This is a genomic window from Kribbella sp. CCNWLW201, assembly GCF_037203805.1.
GTDB lineage: Bacteria > Actinomycetota > Actinomycetes > Propionibacteriales > Kribbellaceae > Kribbella.
This window is the reverse complement of sequence record NZ_JBBCBQ010000004.1, coordinates 279,519-297,144: the sequence shown is the minus strand read 5'-3', so window position 1 is coordinate 297,144 and position 17,626 is coordinate 279,519. Positions and strand designations below refer to the sequence as shown.

At 68.7% G+C, this 17,626-nt stretch carries 19 protein-coding genes; 4 read left to right on the top strand and 15 right to left on the bottom strand.

Annotated elements, in window-relative coordinates:
- Positions 1 to 128: 128 nt before the first annotated feature.
- Both V9K99_RS20025 and V9K99_RS20020 read left to right on the top strand, forming a co-directional pair.
- On the top strand, positions 129 to 500 hold the full coding sequence (locus V9K99_RS20025; protein ID WP_337001274.1) for an ester cyclase: 372 nt from the start codon (positions 129 to 131) through the stop codon (positions 498 to 500).
- Between the two features lie 72 nt (positions 501 to 572).
- Positions 573 to 959 (top strand): ester cyclase, encoded by a 387-nt coding sequence (locus tag V9K99_RS20020; protein WP_337001272.1) that lies wholly within the window; start codon positions 573 to 575, stop codon positions 957 to 959.
- A gap of 3 nt (positions 960 to 962) precedes the next feature.
- Here V9K99_RS20020 and V9K99_RS20015 read toward each other — a convergent pair whose 3' ends face one another.
- From V9K99_RS20015 to V9K99_RS20005, 3 genes are all read right to left on the bottom strand, one after another.
- Positions 963 to 1,130: a hypothetical protein gene (locus V9K99_RS20015; RefSeq protein WP_337001270.1), complete on the bottom strand. Its 168-nt coding sequence runs from the start codon at positions 1,128 to 1,130 to the stop codon at positions 963 to 965.
- A gap of 239 nt (positions 1,131 to 1,369) precedes the next feature.
- Entirely contained in the window at positions 1,370 to 2,191 is an 822-nt protein-coding gene (locus V9K99_RS20010) for a uracil-DNA glycosylase (RefSeq protein WP_337001268.1), read from the bottom strand.
- Positions 2,192 to 2,260: 69 nt separating this feature from the next.
- Positions 2,261 to 3,682 carry an MFS transporter gene (locus V9K99_RS20005; protein ID WP_337001265.1) on the bottom strand — a complete coding sequence of 474 codons (1,422 nt, stop codon included), beginning with the start codon at positions 3,680 to 3,682 and terminating at the stop codon, positions 2,261 to 2,263.
- A gap of 130 nt (positions 3,683 to 3,812) precedes the next feature.
- Here V9K99_RS20005 and V9K99_RS20000 point away from each other — a divergent pair, with 130 nt between their 5' ends.
- Positions 3,813 to 4,382, top strand: coding sequence for a TetR/AcrR family transcriptional regulator (locus V9K99_RS20000; protein ID WP_337001263.1), 570 nt, complete (start codon positions 3,813 to 3,815; stop codon positions 4,380 to 4,382).
- A 96-nt stretch (positions 4,383 to 4,478) separates the two neighbouring features.
- Here V9K99_RS20000 and V9K99_RS19995 read toward each other — a convergent pair whose 3' ends face one another.
- From V9K99_RS19995 to V9K99_RS19970, 6 genes are read right to left on the bottom strand one after another with little or no spacing between them, the layout of a single operon-like run.
- Positions 4,479 to 5,414 carry a Ppx/GppA phosphatase family protein gene (locus V9K99_RS19995; protein ID WP_337001261.1) on the bottom strand — a complete coding sequence of 312 codons (936 nt, stop codon included), beginning with the start codon at positions 5,412 to 5,414 and terminating at the stop codon, positions 4,479 to 4,481.
- A complete protein-coding gene (locus V9K99_RS19990; protein WP_337001259.1) occupies positions 5,407 to 5,889 on the bottom strand; it encodes a DUF501 domain-containing protein in 483 nt (160 codons plus the stop codon). The genes V9K99_RS19995 and V9K99_RS19990 overlap by 8 nt, the downstream gene beginning before the upstream one ends.
- Complete coding sequence (locus V9K99_RS19985; protein WP_337001257.1) at positions 5,886 to 6,494, bottom strand: FtsB family cell division protein; 609 nt, start codon at positions 6,492 to 6,494, stop codon at positions 5,886 to 5,888. Before V9K99_RS19985 ends, V9K99_RS19990 begins: the two co-directional genes overlap by 4 nt.
- 4 nt (positions 6,495 to 6,498) lie before the next feature.
- Entirely contained in the window at positions 6,499 to 7,779 is a 1,281-nt protein-coding gene (gene eno, locus V9K99_RS19980; RefSeq protein WP_337001256.1) for a phosphopyruvate hydratase, read from the bottom strand.
- A 39-nt stretch (positions 7,780 to 7,818) separates the two neighbouring features.
- The gene (locus V9K99_RS19975; RefSeq protein ID WP_337001254.1) at positions 7,819 to 8,364 is read right to left on the bottom strand and encodes an RNA 2'-phosphotransferase; all 546 of its coding nucleotides are present in this window, start codon (positions 8,362 to 8,364) and stop codon (positions 7,819 to 7,821) included.
- Positions 8,361 to 9,206 (bottom strand): LysR family transcriptional regulator, encoded by an 846-nt coding sequence (locus V9K99_RS19970; RefSeq protein WP_337001252.1) that lies wholly within the window; start codon positions 9,204 to 9,206, stop codon positions 8,361 to 8,363. The genes V9K99_RS19975 and V9K99_RS19970 overlap by 4 nt, the downstream gene beginning before the upstream one ends.
- A gap of 69 nt (positions 9,207 to 9,275) precedes the next feature.
- On the opposite strand from V9K99_RS19970, the gene V9K99_RS19965 reads away from it, so the two are divergent.
- A complete protein-coding gene (locus tag V9K99_RS19965; protein ID WP_337001250.1) occupies positions 9,276 to 9,794 on the top strand; it encodes a hypothetical protein in 519 nt (172 codons plus the stop codon).
- Here the strand turns inward: V9K99_RS19965 and V9K99_RS19960 are convergent.
- From V9K99_RS19960 to V9K99_RS19935, 6 genes are all read right to left on the bottom strand, one after another.
- Positions 9,711 to 10,598 carry a phosphotransferase enzyme family protein gene (locus V9K99_RS19960; RefSeq protein ID WP_337001249.1) on the bottom strand — a complete coding sequence of 296 codons (888 nt, stop codon included), beginning with the start codon at positions 10,596 to 10,598 and terminating at the stop codon, positions 9,711 to 9,713. The genes V9K99_RS19965 and V9K99_RS19960 overlap by 84 nt on opposite strands.
- A gap of 229 nt (positions 10,599 to 10,827) precedes the next feature.
- A complete protein-coding gene (locus V9K99_RS19955) occupies positions 10,828 to 11,820 on the bottom strand; it encodes a MazG family protein (RefSeq protein WP_337001247.1) in 993 nt (330 codons plus the stop codon).
- Positions 11,821 to 11,829: 9 nt separating this feature from the next.
- Entirely contained in the window at positions 11,830 to 12,459 is a 630-nt protein-coding gene (locus V9K99_RS19950) for a hypothetical protein (protein ID WP_337001245.1), read from the bottom strand.
- A 44-nt stretch (positions 12,460 to 12,503) separates the two neighbouring features.
- Entirely contained in the window at positions 12,504 to 16,133 is a 3,630-nt protein-coding gene (gene mfd, locus V9K99_RS19945) for a transcription-repair coupling factor (protein WP_337001242.1), read from the bottom strand.
- Positions 16,130 to 16,705 (bottom strand): aminoacyl-tRNA hydrolase, encoded by a 576-nt coding sequence (gene pth / locus V9K99_RS19940; RefSeq protein ID WP_337001240.1) that lies wholly within the window; start codon positions 16,703 to 16,705, stop codon positions 16,130 to 16,132. Before pth ends, mfd begins: the two co-directional genes overlap by 4 nt.
- Before the next feature lie 39 nt (positions 16,706 to 16,744).
- Positions 16,745 to 17,389 carry a 50S ribosomal protein L25/general stress protein Ctc gene (locus V9K99_RS19935; protein ID WP_337001238.1) on the bottom strand — a complete coding sequence of 215 codons (645 nt, stop codon included), beginning with the start codon at positions 17,387 to 17,389 and terminating at the stop codon, positions 16,745 to 16,747.
- Positions 17,390 to 17,626 lie beyond the last annotated feature (237 nt).

The window sequence follows — 17,626 nt, the reverse complement described above, 5'->3', positions numbered from 1 at the left end:
GTGATCTCACCCATCGAAACACTCCCCCTCGAGAGGGATCTCGTCATGTATCCATGGTGCTCCCACACCTCTCGCTCCACGAGCGTTGACACACAACCGCAAGCCGGCGGAGCTGACAGGATGGGCCGATGGAGACCTTCTACCGGGGCTACCTGGAGCGCTGCAACCAGCACCGATTCGACGAGCTCGGCGAATTCGTCGACGCCGACGTCCGGGTGAACGGGGTCGCAACAGGTCTCGACGCGTACGCCGCCGGCCTCCGTTCGGTCGTGGACGCGTTCCCCGACTACCACTGGGACCTGCAACACCTCCTGGTCGACGGCGACTGGCTCTCCGCACACCTGATCGACACCGGTACCCACACCGGCCCCTTCCTCACGATCCCCGCAACAGGCCGCACCATCACCACCCAAGAATTCGCCCTCTACCGCCTGGCCGCCGGCAAGATCACCGACTGCTGGGGCGACCTGGACACCTCCGTCCGCGCCAAACTCACCTGACTCGGCTTTCGGGTTCGCGAACCCTTGCTGGCCCTCCGGCCGCGTTCTAGCGTCGAGCAGGGGGTGACGGTCGTGGACCGAGACGAGATGGTGCGCATCGACGAGGCGATCACCGACGCGATCGCAGCGGGTGATCTGGACGCGTTCGACCAGCTGATGGGCCCGGAGTTGGCGGCCGACTTCAAGGAGGGGATCGGCCAGATCCGACAGGCCTTCCCGGACTACGCCGGTCGTGCCGACCTGCGGATCGTGGAGGGCGACCGGATGGCGGTCCGCTTCACCTACCACGGCACCCACAAAGGCGAGTGGCTCGGCGTGCCGCCGACCGGCCGGCGAGTGACCTTCACCGGCACCGCCATGAACCGCTTCGCCAACGGCGTCATGGTCGAAGCCGACGTAGAAATGGGCTGGCTGGAAGTCCTAGAACAACTAGACGCCTACCCCAAGACAGACCGCTAGGTATCAGGGGCGGGCAGGGTCGATGTCGACGACGACTATCCTCTCCAACCGGTAGCTGTTGAGGTCGGGCCGGTTCCAGGATTCGCCGGGGCGGATCTGGTGGAACCTGAACGTCGCGTTGGTCTCGTTCGCGCCGACGATGCAGCGCACCGGGCCTGGTTGCATTCCCATGCGGTGAGGTCGTTGAAGAACGCGGGGGCGCCATCGGGGTTGCCGACCGAATCGGCCCAGGTGAGTGTCTCTCCTCGTCGGCTGATCCTGCGGGCAAGCTGCGCCCGCAGGCCCGGTGCAAGTCCTCCGGGTGGCGTTACGGCGGCAAGCCCATCAAGGACTCCCAGCGCCCGAACCGCGGCGTCGTTCATCGTCAGCGACAGCATGCCGTGCATGATCGCAGCCGCCACTGCGGTCACTCAGTCGAGGCCTGCCAGGGATTTAGCTCGGGAGAGGACGGCGTCGAGCATGGGTTCTGTGAGTTTGCCGGTGAAAGTGTTTTGTTGGCTGGGGTGGAAGCAGCCTAGGACGGTGAGGTTGCCGATCGGGTGCTCGACCGCATGGCCGAATTTGGGGCGGGGTTTGGGGACGGGGGCGCCTAGGGACTGGAGGGCGTTGAGGAGGGCGTCGTACCCGAATTTGCCTAGGCAGATGATGGCTCGGGTGGTGGGGAGGGCCAGCTCCAGTTCGTGGCGGAACCAGGGGGCGCAGGTGTCGCGTTCGGCGGGGGTTGGCTTGTTGGCGGGTGGGGCGCAGCGGACGGCGGCGATCATTCGGGTGGCGGTCAGGTGGAGGCCGTCGCCGGCGTGTTCGCTGGTGGGCTGATTGGCGAGGCCGACCCGGTGCAGGGCGGCGAACAGCCAGTCGCCGGACCGATCGCCGGTGAACACCCGGCCGGTCCGGTTCCCGCCGTGGGCCGCCGGAGCGAGGCCGGCGATCAGGATCCGCGGCTCGGCCGCACCCCACCCGGCGATCGGGCGGCCCCAGTACGGCTGGTCGGCGAACGACTTCCGCTTGCCTAGGGCAACTTCTTCCCGCCACTCCACCAACCGCGAGCACGCCCGGCACACCGACACCCGAGCCTCCAACTCCGCCAGCTCCCCGGTCCCCGCCAACTCGACCACCTCGGCAGCCGACCGCGCCACCGGAGTCCGTCGTACGGCAGGATCCTCCGGCCACCCGGACCCCGGCGGCACCGGGCTCTCGAACAACTCCCCCGTCAACGGATGCGGCAACTTCATACCCCTCAGACTAGGGACGGCCCACGCGAGGCATCCCGCGTGGGCCGGTCAGTCGAGGCCGCCGATCGGCTAGCCGACTAGTTCTTCCGAGGGTTGGAGGGTTGGGGCGGTGGTTGTGCGGCGAGCCTTTGGGATTGCCAGGGCCAGGAGTACGGCGGCGGCGGAGAAGGCGGCCAGGAGGAGGAACGTGTCGGTGAAGCCGGATTCGGTGGGGAGGCCGTTGGTCTGGAGGTGGCCGGTGATGATCGAGCTGGCCAGCGCCGTACCGATCGAACCGCCGATGGTGCGGATGTTGGCGTTCATGCCGGTCGCGGCGCCGGTCTGTTCACGCGGCACGTTCTGCACGATCAGGCTGGTCATCGACGCGTAGGCCAGGCCCAGGCCGAGGCCGAAGACGGCGGTCGAGATCGCCACCTGCCACGGCCGGTCGTGGAACTCGGCGAAGGCGAGCGACGCGACCAGGCTGAGTGCGGAGCCCCAGACGACCTGCGCCTTCACGCTGAACCACGGCGCCATCGGCCCGCTCAGCGAACCGCTGACCGCCATTGTCACCAGCATCGGCAGCATCAGCAGCCCGGCCTGGCTGACACTCGACCCGAACCCGAAACCCGCGACCGTCGGGATCTGCATGAACTGCGGCACGAACGCGTACACCGCGAACATCGCCGCACCGAACAGCAGCGCCACCAGGTTGGTCGTCCAGACCGCCGGCAACCGCATCATCCGCATGTCGATCAACGGATGACGCGACCGCAGTTCGACCGTGATCCAGCCGGCGAACAGTACGGCGGCGATCACGAACAATCCGATTGTCGACAATGAACTCCAGCCCCACGAACGCCCCGCACTCAACGGCAGCAGCAACGCGACCAGCCAGCCCGACAGCAAGGCGGCCGCCAGCCAGTCGATCCGGCCGGGCACCCGGTTGGGCGACTCGGGAACGTACCGGCGCGCCATCAGCGCGGCCAGCGTGACGACGACGAGCGGGATCCAGAACAGCCAGCGCCAGCCGAGCGCCTCGACGATCGGGCCGGCCAGCACGATCCCGAGACCGCCGCCGGCCGCGATGACGGCGGACAGTACGCCGACCACCGACGGCACCCGCTCCGGCGGGAACTCGTCCCGGATGATGCCGAACGCGAGCGGGAACACCGCGCCGCCGAGACCCTGGACCACCCGGGCTCCGATCAGTACGCCGATGTTCGGGGCGAGCGCGGCGAGCAGACAGCCGATCGCGAGGGCGGTCAGCGCGATCAACAGCGTGCGCTCCTTGCCGACCATGTCGCCGATCCGACCGAGCAGTGGGGTCGCCACCGAGACCGACAGGAGGAGTGCTGTGAACACCCAGGTGACGGCGCTGGCCGTCGTACCCAGGTCGTGCTGGATGACCGGGAGAGCCGGACTCACCAGCGATTGCAGCATCGAGAACGCGGCCACGACGGTCGCCAGCACCGCCAGCGTCAGCCGCGGTGAACTGCTGTTTCCAGGCATGCAGAAGTCCTTCGAAAGGGTGTGAGTGCGCCACCGACGGCGGCGCGTGAAGTCCCCGGCCTGGTAAAGTCGAGGTATGCCTCCACTATAACGGAGGCATACCTCCGGTTCCAACTCGATAGGGTGAAGTGTGGATCAGACCAGGCCGGCGCTGCGGGTCGACGTACGGCGGCCGCAGCGGGCGGACGCGCGGCGGAACTTCGACGCCCTGCTTGCCGCCGCCCGGGATGCGTTCGCGGCCAAGGGGGTCGAGGCGTCGCTGGAGGAGATCGCGCGCCAGGCCGGCGTTGGCATCGGCACGCTGTATCGCAACTTCCCGACCCGGCAGGACCTGCTGAACGCGGTCTACCTCGGCGAGATCGAGGAATTGTGCATCGCGGCCGATGAGGTGGCCGACCTGCCGCCGTGGGAGGCGTTGACCACGTGGCTGCGGCGGTTCGTCCAGTACGCCGCGACCAAGCGCGCGATCTACGAGTCGCTGAACCGGGAGTCCGAGAGCTTCCAGCTCGCCCGCGAGGCGATGTACGCGGCCGGCACGCCGCTGTTCGAGCAGGCGCAGAAGTCCGGCGACGCGCGCTCGGACGTGACCTTCGACGACGTACTGCGGATGGTCAGCGGCCTGACCGCAGCCGGGTACGTCGACGAGGCCCAACGCGACCGCGTCCTGGCGATCGCCCTGGACGGCATCCGCACCCGCTGACCCACGGACGCCCAGGCCATCACAATCGGGCCTTATGGCCGGCAGCACGCTGGACGACGCGGAACCGGCGCCATTGTGATGGCCTGGAGATCCGGCTCAGCCGAGCGAGAGTGCGACACCGTCGAGGATGTCGTGCTCGGAGACCAGCACTTCATCGACGGCCAGCCGGTCGTACAGATGCTGCAGGATCAGCGCGCCCGCGCCGATCACGTCCACCCGTCCGGGATGAATCGACCGTACGGCGGAACGCTCGGTGCGACTGGAGTTCGTCAACCATTTGGTGGTGTCGCGCAAGACCGGCCCCGAGATCCTCGCGTGGTGCACTTGCTCCCGGTCGTACTCGGGGAGCTTCAGCGCGACGGCGGCGACTGTGGTGACCGTCCCGGCGACCCCGACCAGCGCGCGAGCCTGGCCGATCGGCACGGACGTGGCGTCGAGCAACGCCTCCACGTCCTTACCCATGGCGGCGAGCTCGTCCGGTGTCGTCGGGTCCGATCTGACGTGCCGCTCGGTCAGGCGTACCGAGCCGATGTCGAGCGACTCGGCCGCGCGCACGCCGGCGGCGTCGCCCAGGACCAGCTCGGTCGATCCACCACCGATGTCGGCCACCAGGTAAGGCCCGGGAACGTCGAGCGCGGCCAGCCCACTGGTCGCACCCCGGAACGTCAGTTCGGCTTCCTCGGCGCCCGAGATGATGTCCGGCTCGACGCCGAAACGCTCGGAGATCCCGGCGAAGAACTCGTCCCGGTTGCTCACGTCCCGCGCCGCCGACGTTGCCACGAACCGGGTCCGCGTCACCCCAGCCGCGCGGATCGCCGCCGCAAACTCGTCGGAGGCCGTGAACACCCGCGCCAAAGCTTCAGGTGCGAAAGCTCCGGTCGCATCCACCCCTTGGCCGAGGCGCACGATCGTCATCCGCCGGTCGACCTCGCGGAGCTCACCGTCGACGAGGTCGGCGATCAGCAACCGAAGAGAGTTGGTCCCGCAGTCGACCGCCGCAACCCGGACTGCACCGAGGAGGTCGTCAGACACACGGACCCCGGCGGCCCCAGTCGTCCAGGGCTTCTAGGGTTTCGTCGCCCAGGGGGTTGACGCCTGGGCCTGCGGCCAACGAGTGGCCGGCGAGGACGTGGAGGCATTTGACTCGGGTGGGCATGCCGCCGGCGGTGATGCCGGCGATCTCTTCCACGTGTTCGATCGACTCGCGGTGCGCCAGGTAGGACTCGTGGGCGGCGCGGTACCGCGCGGCCAGGTCCTCGTCGGTGCCGAGCCGGTCGGTCATCTCCTTCATCATGCCTTCGGCCTCGAGCGTGCCGATCGCGGACGCGAGTCGCGGGCAGGTCACGTAGTACGTGGTCGGGAACGGCGTACCGTCCGGCAGCCGCGGCTCGGTCTCCACCACATCGGGCAGGCCGCAGCTGCACCGGTGGGCGATGGACCGGATGCCGCGCGCGGTCCGGCCGAGCTGCTTGCTGACCGCCTCGATGTCTTCAGAACTGACGCTCACCGGGTCACCTTAGGCGACGGCGTGAGAATCGGCTTCGGGGTCGGTTTGGCCGGCTTCGGGGTCGACGGGACGGCGGGCTTCCCGGCTCCCTCGACGCTCCCCCACAGCTTGGTGTACCAGGTCGGCTTCTGCTCCTCGGCCGCCGCGTCGGACGGCGTCGACGGCTCCGGCGGGGCGCCGACCGGCTTCCCGTCCGCGCCGATCACGCGGTAGCCGACCTCGCCCGGCATCACCCAGCCGAGCCGCTGCCGCGCCTGCGCCTTCACGTACGCGTCGTCGTCCCAGCGGGCGATCTCGTCGTTCAGCTCGCCGACCCGCTTCTCTCGGTCGCGGATCTCCTGCTGCAGCGAGGTGATCTGCTGGTGCTGGTCGAACCACACCCGCAGGCTCTGCGCGTACGACACGATCAGCGCACCGAGTACGAGCAGTACGACGGCCGCCCGGCCGGTCAGGTTACGGGAGCCTCTGGTCCGGACCGGGTCGGCCGGGGTTCCCGTCGTACGGCGCTTGGGCTGGTCGCCCCGCCGGGCCGGTGGACGCGACTGGGTCCGGCTCGACGGACGCGAGCCGGGGCGTGCACCGGATTCCCGACGGGATGAAGCCATCCAATCAGCCCTTGAACCGCGGGAAGGCCGAGCGGCCGGCGTAGACCGCCGCGTCGTCGAGCTCCTCCTCGATCCGGAGCAGCTGGTTGTACTTCGCGGTGCGGTCGGACCGGGCCGGGGCGCCGGACTTGATCTGGCCGCAGTTCGTCGCGACCGCCAGGTCGGCGATGGTGGTGTCCTCGGTCTCGCCCGAGCGGTGGCTCATCATGCAGGTGAAGCCGCTGCGGTGGGCCAGGTCGACCGCGTCCAGGGTCTCGGTCAGCGAGCCGATCTGGTTCACCTTCACCAGCAGCGAGTTCGCCGCCTTCTCGGTGATGCCGCGCTGCAGCCGCTCGACGTTGGTGACGAACAGGTCGTCACCGACGATCTGGATCTTGTCGCCGAGCTGGGACGACAAGTTGATCCAGCCGGACCAGTCCTCCTCGTTCAGCGGGTCCTCGATCGAGACGATCGGGTACGACGCGACCAGGTCGGTGTAGTACGCGATCATCTCGTCGGCCGACTTCTTGCCACCCTCGAACGCGTACACGCCGTCGGTGTGGAACTCGCTCGCGGCCACGTCCATCGCCAGCGCGATGTCCTTGCCCGGCTCCAGGCCGGCCTTCTCGATCGCGACCAGGATCAGGTCCAGCGCCTCGCGGTTGCTGGCCAGGTTCGGCGCGAAACCGCCCTCGTCGCCGAGACCGGTGGACAGGCCACGCTCCTTCAGCACCGCCTTCAGCGCGTGGTAGACGCCGGCGCCCTGCATCACGGCTTCGGCGTACGTCGGTGCGCCGATCGGGGCGATCATGAACTCCTGCACGTCGACGTTGCTGTCCGCGTGCGCGCCGCCGTTGAGGATGTTCATCATCGGCACCGGCAGCACGTGGGCGTTCGGGCCGCCGACGTACCGGAACAGCGGGAGGCCGGCCGACTCCGCGGCCGCCTTGGCGACGGCGAGGCTGACGCCGAGGATGGCGTTCGCGCCCAGCTTGGCCTTGTTCGGCGTACCGTCCAGGTCGAGCAGGGCGTGGTCGATCAGCCGCTGCTCGTGGACGTCGTACCCGACGATCTCCTTGTCGATGTCTTCCAGGATGGCGGTGACGGCCTTCTGGACACCCTTGCCGCCGTACCGGGACTTGTCGCCGTCACGGAGCTCGACGGCCTCGAACTGACCGGTGGACGCGCCCGACGGCACGGCCGCCCGGGCTACGGTGTCGTCGTCGAGCAGAACCTCGACCTCGACAGTGGGGTTGCCGCGCGAGTCGAGGATCTCGCGGGCGCCGACGGCCTCGATGGTGGCCACATTGACTCCCAAGTTCTCGATGACGAATCAGCCCTGAGCCTAGCCGCCAGACCAGCAGGCAGGGTGGACCGCGTCGGCCCTAACGATCGCATCCGGAGGTACCTCGCGGGTCAGTAACACTCCGTTGGGCGCCCGAAAGACCCTGAGATTGCCGGAATCCACCGCCAGCAAGACATCTACGGCCGATCGACGGCCGAGATGACTGTCCTTGGACGGGGCCAGATGAACATGAGTACGCCGTCCCGGCAGCAGACCGTGCAGGCGGATCCCGTCCAGCGCGGCCGCGTTGGTCCCGTGCCAGAGAAGGTGGTCGGGGTAGACCCGTTCCCAACTGTTCTCCAAGGCTTCACGTGTCACCGGCATCCCGGCGAGCGAATGTCCCTGACACGCCCGGATCCGCTCTCCGTCAACCTGCAACCGTTGCTTGTCGTTGTCCTCGACGGCCTGGTCGAGCGCAGTACGGTCCATCACGAGCAGGCGCACGACATCGTCGATCAACGCCCAGCCGTCCGCACTCATCGTGAGCCCTCGCTCACCTGCTGTGTGCCTGAGCAGTCTGGAGATCCGCCGGCTGTCCCTGCTCACCGCAACATCCCCTTCAGCTCGTCCACCCGGTCACTGTGCTCCGCACGCGCGACGACGTAATACCGCACCGGCGGCAGGTCCTTCACCAGAATCCGCCGTACGGCGCTCGTCACCCGGACCGAACCGTTGACGACGGCCGGACCTATTCCCAGACGGACGAAGTGGACCAGCAGTTCCCATCCCTCCGCCTCCACCGCGACGGACCACCGGATGCCTTGATCCAGCATGCTCCGCTCCAGCTGCTCCCGGTGCGGCCGCCCCTTCGGCGGTACGACGAGCGCCTCGTCCTGGAGATCCTTCAACCTGATGCTCCGCCGACCAGCCAGGCGGTGATCGGCCTTGGTGATCAGCGTCTGCGGGTACTGCGCCAGCAGTTCGCACTCGAGGTCGTCCGGCGGGACTGTGAGCGCGGTGACTCCGACGTCGGCAGATGCGTCGCGTACGGCGGCCAACGTGCCGGCCGCGTCGCCGGTGCGGAGCCGGAGCTGGTGGCCCCTGGCGAGGAACCGGCGGATCGGATCGCCGAGCAGGTACAGGTAGGCACCGGAGCCGGCGACCAGCGTCAGCGGTCGCGGTGGCGCGGCGTCCAGTTCGCTCAGGAAGTCGGCCGCCCGGTCCTTCGTGTCGTTCGCGAAGGCGGCGAGCCGTTCGCCGGCCTCGGTCAGCCGGAGCAACCGGCCGTGCCGCGCGTAGAGCGGTCGGCCGAGACGTTGCTCGAGCTTGCGGATGCGGGTGTGCAGGGCCGGTTGACTGACGTGCAGCTCGGCGGCGGCGCGGGTGAAGTTGCGGTGCCGGGCGAACACCGCGAACGCCTCGAGATCCTCCGCGACTAATCCGATCATTACTTCAAACTATAGCTGCTCGCATGATTGATAGTTCTGCTGGAGAGTTCATGGAGGCAGCCTGATGACATGAACAGATTGGGAATCGACATCGGCCGGGTGATCATCGACGGGTCCTCGGGGACCGGTGACACGTCGTTCTTCTCCGGCGACACCACGGCGATGCTGCGGACCCCCGCCGTACCAGGGGCTTTCGAGGCGATCGCGCGGTTGGTGCGGTTGTTCGACGGGCAGGCGTGGCTGGTGTCCAAGTGTGGCCCGCGGGTGCAGCGGCGATCACTGGAGTGGTTGCGGCATCACCGCTTCTTCGAGCGGACCGGCATTGCCGAGGGCAACGTCCGCTTCTGCCTGCAGCGGCCGGAGAAAGCTCTGCATTGCGCGGAGTTGGGTATCACGCACTTCGTCGACGACAAGCCGGATGTGATCGCGGCCATCGAGGGCGTGGTGGCCAACCGATACCTGTTCAAGAATTGGGCGGATACCGAGGCCGCGGTCATGCGCGATCTAGAGGCCGAAGGCGCGGCGGGCGTCGTTGAGGCCTTTGCGGTTCTCGGCGGGGTCGGCGATGCCGGTGCGGATGTCGTTTGAGCATCGCCACGCGAAGTACCCGGCCTGTACGGCGTACCTCAGCTGCAGGAACGCGTCGAGCCCGACCTCGACCTCGTCCCTCGTCTCCGGTCGCTGCTTCAGGTACGACGGAACGACCTGGCCCGGCCCGTTGACGTACATGACCGCCGACGCCACGTCGTACAGCACCGGACCGTGCATCGCCGCACCCCAGTCGATCAGGCCGATCGCGCCAGCGGGCTGTCGCAGGAACGCCTCCGGCGCCGGATCCCCGTGCAACCACGCCCAGCTCAGCGGCCCAAGACGCCGTACCCCATCCATCGCCCCCTCGACCGCCGGCCGGATCCAGCCCTCCAGATCCAGCCACGGGTCAAAGAACCTTAGAAATTGAAGCCATTCCTCCACGTCACCCGCGGCAGTCGCGGACAGCTGATGCACCCGCCCGAGCGTCTCCCCCACCATCGCCGCATCAGCCGCCGTCAACGGCACCCCGTCAACAAACTCCAGTACGCCGACCCGGCGATCCCCAGCCCGCTCGACAACTCGCCCCGCCCGACTCAGCCGCGGCCGCCCCGTCGCCAGCCCCGCATCATCAAGCCGAACCGCCAACTCCAGCCCAGCCTCGAACCCCTGATCCCTCGCAGCAACCGTCTTGACCACAACCCGCCACCCATCCCCCACAGCAAGCCAGGTCCTGGACCCCATCCCCCCATCCAGCCCCTCCACCCGCGCAGGCACCAACCCCCACCGCTCCACCAACACCTCAGCCACATCCACCACCCCTACCCTGCCAGCGGCGGTCCAGCCGAGCACCCGGTTTTCCATGGGCACGACCAGCGCGGACCTGGCTCACTCATCAACGCGTGCGAAGACCCGTGGCTGCCCCGAGGCTGAGCGCGAGCCGCTCGCGGCGGGCCGGGTTGGTGAGTGCCTCAAGTTCGGATACCACCCACTCCTGCGACGGCGGAAGAGTTGGCGCTGGCTCGGGCGGAGTGGCCGGCCGATGGCCCCGCTCGAGGGACAGCTGACTAGCTTCCGCCCTGTGCCGAGACGCTCAGCCGCCGTTGGATTCGGTGGTGCGGATCTCTGCGGCGAGGTGGTGGATGGTGGTGCGCAGGGCTTGTTCTGGGTCGATGCCTAGGGTGCGGGCCTCGCGGACCAGGGCGAGGAGGTCGGCGCCGATGCGGTCGGCGTCGGTGGTCGGCTCGGGGGTCGGCGCGTCGGTGGGGAGGAGTTTGGCGGCTCGGCCCAGGACCTTGTCGGCCAGGGCCAGGGCGGGGAGGGCCAGGGGGATGCCTTCGAGGACTGAGGTGCGTTGTTTTTCGGCGGCTTTGATGGTTTCCCAGTTGGCTTCGACGGCGGCGGCGTCGGCCGCGTCGACGGTGCCGAAGACGTGCGGGTGGCGGCGGATCAGCTTCTCCACGATGTCGCCGGCCACGTCGTCGACCGAGTAGCCCTCGTCCGGGTCCTCTTCGGCGATCCGGGAGTGGAACGCCACCTGCAGCAACAGGTCGCCGAGTTCCTCGCGGAGGTGGGCGCGGTCGCCGGTGTCGATCGCCTCGAGGGTCTCGTAGGTCTCCTCGAGCAGGTACTTCGCCAGGCTCTCGTGCGTCTGCTCCTGGTCCCACGGGCAGTTCCGGCGCAGCCGGTCCATCACTCGCACCAGGTCGATCAGTCGCGCGCCAGGTACGTCGTACGACCCGTGCAGGATCTCCACCTGGTACGGCGGACGCGGCTCACGACTCACCTGGTCGGCGACCACCCGCAGCAACCCGGGTTCGCCATCCTCACCCACCAGCCAGGCAACTCGTCGACCCTCGGTGGCCGCAGCCGAAATCCAGGCCCAGTGCTCGCCGACGCCGCCTTCGACCTGGGTGACGACCAGCCCAGATCCGACCACGGCCTGCACGTCCGGCCGTAGGTCCGCGGCGCCGATCACGTCAGCGTCGGCGAAGGCCTGCCAGGCCGCGCGGGTGAGCAGGCCTGGTGCCACCCGAGGGCTGGTCAGGACGACCGTGATCGCGCCACCCGCGGTGTCACCAGGCATTCAGGAACCTCAGCCCTGGGGCTGGTTCTGCTGGGCGGCCGCTTCGGCGGCTTCGCGCTTGGCCTTGGCCTGGGCGGACTCCTCCGACAGCGAACCGGAGATCTTGCTGTCGATCCGGCCGTCGGACCACTGGCCGAAGCGCGGCGAGATGTCGATGGTGACGTTCTTCGAGGCTTCCTTGACGACCTGCAGACCGGCCTGCTGCGCCGCCTGCACCTTCGGGTCCTTGACCCCGGTGCCGCCGCCGAGCTTGATGGTCGCGACCGCGGCCGCGGCCACCTGGTGCAGGAAGTCGCGGGCCACCGGGTTCGCCTCGAACTTCGCGTACGCCGTCGGGTCGTTGACCACCAGCTTGGCCGCCTCGGCGGTCTCGGCGTCGCTGACCGCGACCGACCGCTGCTTGCTGATCTCGGCCACCAGCGCGTTGTTCACCAGTTCACTCAGCGCCACCGAGCTGGCGAAGTCCTGCCCGAGCGCGGTGCTGACCGCACGGGAGGTGGTGTCGACGTCACCGACGGTGATCTCGGTCTTGCCGACCACGGCCGCCGCGCCCGGGTGCGTACCCGCCGCGCAGCCGCCGACCAGCAGCACCGAAGCCACTGCGGCACCCACCGCCCGAAGCCGTCGTGATGTGCTCACCGAATCTCCTCTGCCATAAAATCGAGCTCAGTTCCAGTTCAGGTTCACGCCGGCACCCCGACCGGTTCGGCGATCACGTCGTCGATCAGCCGGGTGCACCACTGCAGCAGCTCCTGGTCGCGGAGCGGCTGACCGGCGACCGGCCGGGTGGCAGGTCTCGGCACCAGGATCGTACGCAGTTGCGGCTTCACCAGACTCTTCGGGTACAACCTGTTCAGCCGGAGCACCTTCGAATCGGGCAGGTCGACCGGCCCGAACCGGATCAGATTGCCCTGCAGGGTGACGTCGTGCAGACCGGCCCGGCGGGCGTGGTTGCGGAACTTCGCCACCTCGATCAGGTTCAGCACCGCCTGCGGGATGTCGCCGTACCGGTCGTGCAACTCCTCGACCAGCTCGGCGATGCCGTCCTCGTCGCGTACGGCGGCCAAACGCTGGTACATCTCCAGCCGCAGCCGCTGCGACGGGATGTAGTCGTGCGGCAGATGGGCGTCGATCGGCAGCTCGATCTTGACCTCGGGCTCCTCGGCCTGGGTGTCGCCGCGGTACTCCGCGACCGCCTCGCCGACCAGCCGGACGTACAGGTCGAAGCCGACGTCGGCGATGTGACCGGACTGCTCGCCGCCGAGCAGGTTGCCGGCGCCGCGGATCTCCAGGTCCTTCATCGCGACCGCCATACCGCCGCCCAGATCCGCGTGCTGCGCGATGGTGGCGAGCCGGTCGTGCGCGGTCTCTGTGAGCGGCTTCTCCGGCGGGAAGAAGAAGTACGCGTACGCCCGCTCGCGGCCTCGGCCGACCCGGCCGCGGAGCTGGTGCAGCTGGGACAGGCCGAGCAGGTCGGAGCGTTCCACGATCATCGTGTTCGCGTTCGAGATGTCGATCCCGGACTCGACGATCGTCGTACACACGATCACGTCGGACTGCTTCTCCCAGAACCCCTGGATCACGTTCTCGAGGGTGTGCTCGTTCATCTGGCCGTGCGCGACGCTGACCCGGGCCTCGGGGACCAACTGGCGGATCCGCGCGGCCGCCTTCTCGATCGTGTTCACCCGGTTGTGGACGACGAAGACCTGGCCCTCGCGAAGCAGCTCGCGCCGGATCGCGGCGGTCACCTGGCCTTCCTCGTACGCGCCGACGAAGGTCAGCACCGGGTGCCGCTCCTCCGGCGGGGTGGCGATCGTGGACATCTCCCGGATACCGGTGATCGACATCTCCAGCGTCCGCGGGATCGGCGTCGCCGACATGGTCAGTACGTCGACCGCGGTCCGCAACCGCTTCAGCTGTTCCTTGTGCTCGACGCCGAACCGCTGCTCCTCGTCGACCACGACCAGCCCGAGGTCCTTGAACGCGACCTCGCCGCTGAACAGCCGGTGCGTTCCGATCACCACGTCGACCGACCCGTCGGCGAGACCGTCGATGGTGGCCTTGGCCTCCTTGTCGGTCTGGAACCGCGACAACGGCGCCACGTTCACCGGGAAGGCGGCGTACCGCTCGGCGAAGGTCGCGTAGTGCTGCTGCACGAGCAGCGTCGTCGGCACCAGTACGGCGACCTGCTTGCCGTCCTGCACGGCCTTGAACGCGGCCCGGACGGCGATCTCGGTCTTGCCGTAGCCGACGTCACCGCAGACGATCCGGTCCATCGGCATGACGCGCTCCATGTCGCGCTTCACGTCGTCGATGGTGGCCAGCTGGTCAGGCGTCTCCACGAACGGGAACGCGTCCTCGAGCTCACGCTGCCACGGGGTGTCGGCCGCGAACGCGTGACCCTTGGTCGCCTGGCGGGCGGCGTACAGCTTGATCAGCTCGCCGGCGATCTGGCGGACCGCCTTGCGGGCGCGGCCCTTGCGCTTGGCCCAGTCGGCGCCGCCCATCTTGTCCAGGGTCGGCTGCTCGCCGCCGACGTACCGGGTGACCTGGTCGAGCTGGTCGGTCGGCACGTACAGCCGGTCGCCGGGCTGGCCGCGCTTGCCCGGTGCGAACTCGATGACGACGTACTCGCGGGTGGCCTTCTGGGTCCCCGTGCCGACGGTCCGCTGCATCATCTCGACGTACCGGCCGACGCCGTGCTGCTCGTGCACGACGAAGTCGCCGGGCTGCAGCTCGAGCGGGTCGATCGTCTTCTTCCGCCGGCTCGGCATCCGTTGCTGGGAACGCCGTTCGGCCATCGACCGCTGACCGGCCAGGTCGTTCTCGGTGAGCACGGCGAACTTGATGCCGTCGGCAACGAAGCCGTGGTCGAGCTGGCCCTGCGAGATCAGTACGACGCCCGGCTCGGGGATCTCCTCGATGCCCTCGACCGCACGGGCCGGCAGCTCGGCCTCGGAGAACACCTCGGCCAGACGCTGGGCGGGACCGTGTCCCTCGGTCACGCAGACCACACGCCAGCCGTCCCGCAGCCAGCCGCGGACGTCCTCGACGGCGGCCGCGGTGTCACCGCGGTACGGATCGACCTCGTGCGCGGCGATCGCCCGGCTCCGGACCGCACCCGCGTCCGTGTCGATGTCCACCGAGACACGCTCGCCCATCGAGTCGCGCAACTCCGGCGCGTCGTCGGTCGGCGCCGCGGCGAACGACGACATGCTCCACCAGGCCAGGCCGTTGCTCAGCGCGTGCGACCGGACATCGCCGAGGGAGATGTACGCCGCCGCACCCAGGTCGATCGGGGCCTCGCCACCACCGGCGGCGGCCGCCCACGACGCCTCCAGGAACTCCTGGCTGGTCGCGACCAGATCGTGCGCCCGGGCCCGCACCCGCTCGGGATCGCTGACCACGACATGCGTCCCGGCCGGCATCAGGTCGACGAGGAGCTCCATCTCGTCGACCAGAACCGGTGCCAGCGACTCCATGCCCTCGACCGCATGACCCTCGGCCAGCTTCTCGAACAGCTCGGAGAGCTCCGGGTGCTCCTTCGCCAGTACAGCGGCCCGCGAACGCACCTCGTCGGTCAGCAGCAACTCGCGGCACGGAGGTGCCCACAGACCGTGCTCGGCGATCTCCAGCGACCGCTGGTCGGCGACCGCGAAGTACCGGATCTCCTCCACGTCGTCACCGAAGAAGTCGACCCGCAGCGGGTGCTCCTCGGTCGGCGGGAACACGTCGATGATCCCGCCGCGGACCGCGAACTCACCACGCCGCTCGACCAGATCGACCCGGTGGTACGCCGCCCCGGCCAACTGCTCGACGACGTCCTCGAGCTCGACCGTGTCGCCGACATGCAGCTGCACCGGCTTCAGGTCCGCGAGACCGGCGACCTGCGGCTGCAGCACGGACCGCACGGGCGCGACCAGGATCTTGATCGGCCCGGTGGTCTCGTCCAACGGATCGGGATGCACGAGACGCCGCAGTACGGCGAGACGCCGGCCGACCGTGTCGGAACGGGGCGAGAGCCGCTCATGCGGGAGGGTCTCCCAGGCCGGGTAGTAGGCGACCGTGGAAGGCTCGACCAGACACTGCAGGGCCTCGGTGAGCTCCTCGGCCTCGCGGAAGGTCGCCGTCACGGCGAGCACCGGGCGGTCGGCGCCGATCTGCTCGGACGCGAGCGCCGCGAGCAGCACCGGGCGCACCGGGCCCGGCGTACTGAGATCCAGAGTCGTGACGCCGTCGGTCTTGGCGTCGCGCACGGCCTCGGCCACCACCGGATCGGTGACCAGGGTGTCGACCAGACCGCTGAGGTTCACGAGTTGTACTTCCCTTGCGTCGCTTCCAGACCGTCGGTGAGCAGTGACTCCACCGCATCGGCCGTCCGATCCACCGCGAACGGCAGGTCCTTGCGTTCGGTCGAGGAGAACTCGTTCAGGACGAAGTCGGCGGGGTTCTGCCGGCCCGGCGGACGACCCACACCGAACCGGACTCGATAGTACTCACCGGTGCCAAGCGATTTCCGCAGCGACTTGAGCCCGTTGTGGCCGTTGTCGCCGCCGCCGAACTTGGCCCGCAGGACGCCGAAGTCGATGTCCAGCTCGTCGTGGACCACGACCAGGCCGGTCGGCTCGATCTTGAAGAACTTGAGCAGTCCGGACACCGGCCCGCCGGACTCGTTCATGTACGACCGGGGCTTGGCCAGCACGGTCCGCAGGCCGCTGATCCGGGTCTCGATCACCTCGGCCTTGACCTGCTTGTGCTGCTTCCACTTGCCGCCGGTGCGGGCGGCGAGCTCGTCGGCCACCAGATGCCCGATGTTGTGCCGGGTGCGGGCATAGGAAGGGCCGGGATTCCCCAGTCCGACGACCAACCACACGTCGTCCGCCACGGATCCCGGCCCTCCTGTAGTTCTGCTGTGCTGAGGAGATTACTCCGCGGCGGCGGCCACCGGCTCCTCGGCCGGAGCCGGCTCGTCCCGCTCGATGCCCGCCTCGGCCTCGGCGTCGGCCAGCTCGGCCTCGGCCTGCTCGGCGGTCTGCTGGGCGGTGACGTTCACGATCAGGGTGTCCGGCTCGATGGCCAGCGTGGTCCCGGCCGGCAGGTTGATGTCGGACGCGTGCAGCTGGGCGCCGACGTCGAGGCCCTCGATGGACAGCGTGACGCCGTCCGGGATGTGGGTCGCCTCGGCCTCGACCAGGATGCTCGGGTGCTCCAGCACGACCAGCGTGTCGCTGACGGCCTCGCCCTCGAGGTGGACGGCGATGTCCACCTGGACCTTCTCGCCGCGCTTCACGATGACCAGGTCGACGTGCTCGATGAAGCCCTTGAGCGGGTCGCGCTGGACCTGCTTCGGCAGCGCGAGGTGGCTCTCGGCGCCCTCGACCTCGATCAGCAGCAAGGCGTTCGCGGTCTTCAGGGCCAGCATGGTGTCGTGACCGGGCAGCGTGATGTGCACCGGGTCACTGCCGTGGCCGTACAGGACTGCGGGAACCTTGTTTTCCCGGCGGATTCGGCGGGCAGCACCCTTGCCGAACTCCGTGCGCGATTCGGCTTGGATCTTGACCTCGGCCACGAGATGAACTCCTCAAATGCGTTGCGGTGATCAGTTGTCTAGATGGAACTCGGCTGCGGCCTCAGCGGGCGCTTCTTGACCCCGGAGAAGGCGTCAGGCAACGAACCACCGCGTCGATCACGGAGCCGCGCCCAACAGTTTCCGGGGGGCGTCCCTCGCCGAGGCAACCAAAACAGTCTACCCATCACTCCGCCCGGACAGGAAATCCGTTCCGTGCGGGAATTTGCTCCGCTCCCG

Coding starts and splice junctions, on each gene's coding strand:
- V9K99_RS20025 (WP_337001274.1), top strand. CDS start 129: ATGGAGACCTTCTACCGGGGCTACCTGGAGCGCTGCAACCAGCACCGA.
- V9K99_RS20015 (WP_337001270.1), bottom strand. CDS start 1,130: ATGGGAATGCAACCAGGCCCGGTGCGCTGCATCGTCGGCGCGAACGAG.
- V9K99_RS20010 (WP_337001268.1), bottom strand. CDS start 2,191: ATGAAGTTGCCGCATCCGTTGACGGGGGAGTTGTTCGAGAGCCCGGTG.
- V9K99_RS20005 (WP_337001265.1), bottom strand. CDS start 3,682: ATGCCTGGAAACAGCAGTTCACCGCGGCTGACGCTGGCGGTGCTGGCG.
- V9K99_RS19985 (WP_337001257.1), bottom strand. CDS start 6,494: ATGGCTTCATCCCGTCGGGAATCCGGTGCACGCCCCGGCTCGCGTCCG.
- V9K99_RS19970 (WP_337001252.1), bottom strand. CDS start 9,206: ATGATCGGATTAGTCGCGGAGGATCTCGAGGCGTTCGCGGTGTTCGCC.
- V9K99_RS19965 (WP_337001250.1), top strand. CDS start 9,276: ATGAACAGATTGGGAATCGACATCGGCCGGGTGATCATCGACGGGTCC.
- V9K99_RS19960 (WP_337001249.1), bottom strand. CDS start 10,598: ATGGAAAACCGGGTGCTCGGCTGGACCGCCGCTGGCAGGGTAGGGGTG.
- V9K99_RS19955 (WP_337001247.1), bottom strand. CDS start 11,820: ATGCCTGGTGACACCGCGGGTGGCGCGATCACGGTCGTCCTGACCAGC.